The organism is Magnetococcales bacterium (assembly GCA_015231925.1).
GTDB lineage: Bacteria > Pseudomonadota > Magnetococcia > Magnetococcales > JADGAQ01 > JADGAQ01.
This window is the reverse complement of sequence record JADGAQ010000283.1, coordinates 1-3,807: the sequence shown is the minus strand read 5'-3', so window position 1 is coordinate 3,807 and position 3,807 is coordinate 1. Positions and strand designations below refer to the sequence as shown.

General features: G+C 54.6%; 4 protein-coding genes. 3 read left to right on the top strand and 1 reads right to left on the bottom strand.

The features are described from left to right. Window positions 1-97: 97 nt before the first annotated feature. From folD to HQL56_18760, 3 genes are all read left to right on the top strand, one after another. Window positions 98-943: a bifunctional methylenetetrahydrofolate dehydrogenase/methenyltetrahydrofolate cyclohydrolase FolD gene (folD, locus tag HQL56_18770; GenBank protein MBF0311560.1), complete on the top strand. Its 846-nt coding sequence runs from the start codon at window positions 98-100 to the stop codon at window positions 941-943. 827 nt (window positions 944-1,770) lie between these two features. Beyond that, window positions 1,771-1,971, top strand: coding sequence for a hypothetical protein (locus HQL56_18765; protein ID MBF0311559.1), 201 nt, complete (start codon window positions 1,771-1,773; stop codon window positions 1,969-1,971). Window positions 1,972-2,024: 53 nt separating this feature from the next. Next, window positions 2,025-2,663 carry a hypothetical protein gene (locus HQL56_18760; protein MBF0311558.1) on the top strand — a complete coding sequence of 213 codons (639 nt, stop codon included), beginning with the start codon at window positions 2,025-2,027 and terminating at the stop codon, window positions 2,661-2,663. 209 nt (window positions 2,664-2,872) lie between these two features. Here the strand turns inward: HQL56_18760 and HQL56_18755 are convergent, their stop codons facing one another. Next, the gene (locus tag HQL56_18755) at window positions 2,873-3,628 is read right to left on the bottom strand and encodes a hypothetical protein (protein MBF0311557.1); all 756 of its coding nucleotides are present in this window, start codon (window positions 3,626-3,628) and stop codon (window positions 2,873-2,875) included. Window positions 3,629-3,807: the final 179 nt, after the last annotated feature.

Sequence of the window (3,807 nt, the reverse complement as noted above, 5' to 3'; positions counted from 1 at the left end):
CCAGGGCGCTGCCCTGGACCCGCCGGGGGGGATAATCCCCCCCGGACCCCCGTATACCTGAAAAGATATCATTCTTGCACTGGAAGGCTGAAAAAAGATGACACGCATTATCGACGGCAAAGCCATGGCGGCCCAAATCCGGGCGGAGATGAAAGAGGAGGTGGCCCTGCTGGCCCAACGCGGCATCGTGCCGGGATTGGCGGTGGTGCTGGTCGGGGATGATCCGGCCTCCCATGTCTATGTGCGCAACAAGAAGAAGGCCTGCGAAGAGGTTGGCATCCGCTCGTTCTCCCACGAGTTGCCGGCCAACACCACGGAAGGCGCCTTGCTGGAGCTGATCGACGAATTGAACGCCGATCCGGCGGTGGATGGCGTTCTGGTGCAGATGCCCCTGCCGAAAGGCATCGACGCCCGCAAGGTGCTGGACCGGATACTGCCGGATAAGGATGCGGACGGATTTCACCCCTGCAACGTGGGTTTGATGGCCTTGGGCACTCCGCGCGCCCGACCCTGCACCCCCTGGGGGGTGATGGAGATGTTGCGTCGGGAGGGGATCGACCCGGCGGGCAAGATCGCCGTGGTGGTGGGGCGTTCGGACATCGTGGGCAAACCGGCGGCCTTGATGCTGCTGCTGGCCCACGCCACGCCGATCATCTGCCACAGCCGCACCCCGAATCTGGAGGAGCTGGTGGGCATGGGGGATATCGTGGTGGCGGCGACGGGCAAGCCGCGCATGATTCGCGGCTCGTGGCTGAAACCCGGCGCGGTGGTCATCGACGTGGGCATCAACCGCCTGCCGGACGGCACGTTGTGCGGGGATGTGCATTATGAAGAGGCACTGGCGCGGGGAGTGGCGGCCATCACCCCGGTTCCGGGCGGCGTCGGCCCGATGACCATCGCCATGCTGCTGAAGAACACCCTGGCCGCAGCGGGCAGGAAATAGCCTTTCAATATGTTGACTCTCAGTATCAAAAAAAAGAAATGTGTTGACTTGATCCGTTGATTCGTATCTGTTCAGGTATGCGGGGGTTCGGGGGGGATTATCCCCCCCCCAACGGGTCCAGGGCAGCGCCCTGGGACGTTTCCTTTCGCCGTTGACACAATCATGTCGCGCTATGCAGGGGCCTGAATTGTTACGTTGATTCTATCTTTGTTTCAGCCTTCATTCCCATGCAAACGATCAGGTCTCCTCGATTCGCTGGCATGGGGGCTGGGTGGTGGTCTGGGAGTAATTCGCTGGTCTTGCTTTTTGGCCATGCCGAGATCAAATATGGTCTTGATTGGCTTTGAAAGGGTGGACTGGCCCGTCAAGAGGGGGGCGGCAAGTGAAGGTTGTGCCGAAGATACCCTCTTTGTGGCCTGCCGGGAGTGGTAAGTCAAAATAGAGGGGCAAAATTGCGTGAAAAAAATTGTCCCACAATTGCTTTTACAGGGTAATAAAATACATGGACCTACATGAAATCCTTTTTGAAAGGGGGGCTGCGTGATAACATGCGCGTGAGTGGTTGGCCCTATTCTTGATTAGATCTGTCTCTGAAAGGCAACTTCAAGCGGGAAGTGGGCGAAAATGGCACACTCTGTCACAATTCACCTGCTTTCCATCATTGAAGTACGTCAAAAGTATGACATCGATTGAGCGAGAAATCAAGGGATGAACGTCAGGTGCGGGGTATCTCCTCCAAAACGGAGACCGCCGCGCCGCTGCGGGCGGCCTGTGTAAGAACTGCCAACCTTGTCGCCGCAGACACCGTTACGTAGGAGGGTTGTGCTATGAGCGAAAAAAAATTCGAAAATGAAAGATTATTCTCGGATTCAATGTTTGGAACTTCGCCTGAACTTTTTGAAGAGGTAAATCCAAAGGACTTTGAGCAAGAGGGATTGCCGATAAATAAGGGAGTTCATTTGGGTCAAGCTCATAGAAACTTCAAGCGGCGGCTTGAAGAGTATAATGCGAGGTTTCGAGAAGAATGAATGGTTTTGCGTGAATCTTTCCCATATAAAAAAATGATAGTATAGGTGAGTCCATGTCATCGGAAGACTATGTTGATTTTGTGGAGCTCTGGTCTTACGTAGAAGATCGCGCACAAAACTTTATCAAGCGTGTTGAGGCGAGAGGACGAAAATGGCAGCCGAAGGTTGATGATATATACAGAGATTATGAAAAAAATGTGGAATATTTCAGTAAGCTATCTTTTCAAGGAGTTAAAGCCTCTTCGCTGGACCGACATAAACAAGCGGCTGCACTTGTTGCGGCCATATTGAGCCAAGGCAAAGGACCTTTTGCCCCGACTGGGATGGACTACGCTTTGCTCCCAAAATTTTGCCTGCTTGCCGATGAAATCTATGCTGTGTATTGCGCAGAGCAGTTGATGAGACAATTGGTTCTTGAAGAGCCAGTTATTGGGAATGTTGAAAAGTTCAATAAGCACTTTCTAAAGAAGGGAGGGTTTTGTTGTCCCGTACCAACCCATGATGACCAGCAGTACGAAATCCATCTATTCAAAACGCTTAAGCTTAACAGGTCCTCCTATGGCCATGAGCTACTTTGGCTGGCCCACGTCTTTTTCTTTCTTGAGCGTGTGACTTTAGTCTATCTCAGCAACGATATTGAAGAATATGTTCGTTGTGAAGAGCGACAAACCTTCGAACTCCTACCCCATTAGACTCTCTCGACAATCTCCTACTTTAGCCGTGGTAGGGTTTCTCTCTGCTTCGGAGATCTGTGTCGTCATGGCCATTCCAGTCCGTGGGTTTATTTCATGCGGAGGTAGGCTGTTGCCTTCCTGGTTGCAGATTGCTTGTCATCAATTTCTATAAAGATTAACAACTAATTGGGTTGGTAAGGCTTGGCGCATCCGATTTAGTGTCGAAATTACCCTTCTTTGATAATATTATCTGGATTGATGCAAATATCGTGGCTGCGCATTTCATCCAGTCCGTGTTTCATCAGGCAGGCGGCGAGGGGGTAGGCCAGGGTGAGGTCGAGGAGCATGTTGGCGGCTTCGATCAGGTCGAGGAGGGTTCCGGCGGCTTGGGCGGCGGGGAGGGGGGCGGTGTATTCCAGGAGTTCCCGCACCAGCATGCAGGGGGTTAGGATCAGGGCGATTTGCAGGTAGAGGCGGAACGAGGTGGTGAAGTGTTGGCCGGTCAGTCGCCAGAGGGGGACGAGGCTGGTACGCAGGTGTTCGCCTCGGGCCATGGCGGGGAGGAGGGGCCAGAGGCGGATGGCTTGGTAGTTCAGCAGGAAGAACCAGGTGGCGTCGAGGGTGCGGCCCCAGTGGGGGTGGTTCATGGCTGGGAGGCCGATGGTGGCCAGCCAGGTCATTTCGGAGGAGACGGTATTCAGCAGCCATTGGCCGAGGCCGAGGCTCCAGGCCAGGGTTTGGGGGCCTTGGAGCAGGTCGCGGCCGGAGACGGTGGTACGTTCGGGGAATTGCAGCCACCAGAGGAGTTCTTGCCAGCGTGTCAGCAAAAACAGCAGCAGGAAGAGGAAGCTGATGGCGGGGGAGGTGGTTGGGACCAGGCGCAGGGCGGTGAAGAAGAGCAGGGGTGGGAGGATGGCGAGGTAGCCGGCGCGGTAGTGGGTACGGAGGGTGGTCCAGGCGGTGGGGAGCAGCCAATGCGTCATGGGAGCCATCTGCCTTTTAATATGTTGCCTTTAAGTATCAAAAAAAGGAAATGTTTTGACGTGGTCCTTTAGCCTTTAGCCTTTAGCCTCTGGCCTTTAGCCTTTAGCCTTTAGCCTCTGGCCCTTGACCTGGCCTTTCGCGGGTCGAAGCCCAAAAGAGAGCCGCCCAAGCCTGATCC

Bases quoted from the DNA above. Each gene is read 5' to 3' on its own strand.
- folD (MBF0311560.1), top strand. From the start codon at position 98: ATGACACGCATTATCGACGGCAAAGCCATGGCGGCCCAAATCCGGGCG.
- HQL56_18765 (MBF0311559.1), top strand. From the start codon at position 1,771: ATGAGCGAAAAAAAATTCGAAAATGAAAGATTATTCTCGGATTCAATG.
- HQL56_18760 (MBF0311558.1), top strand. From the start codon at position 2,025: ATGTCATCGGAAGACTATGTTGATTTTGTGGAGCTCTGGTCTTACGTA.
- HQL56_18755 (MBF0311557.1), bottom strand. From the start codon at position 3,628: ATGACGCATTGGCTGCTCCCCACCGCCTGGACCACCCTCCGTACCCAC.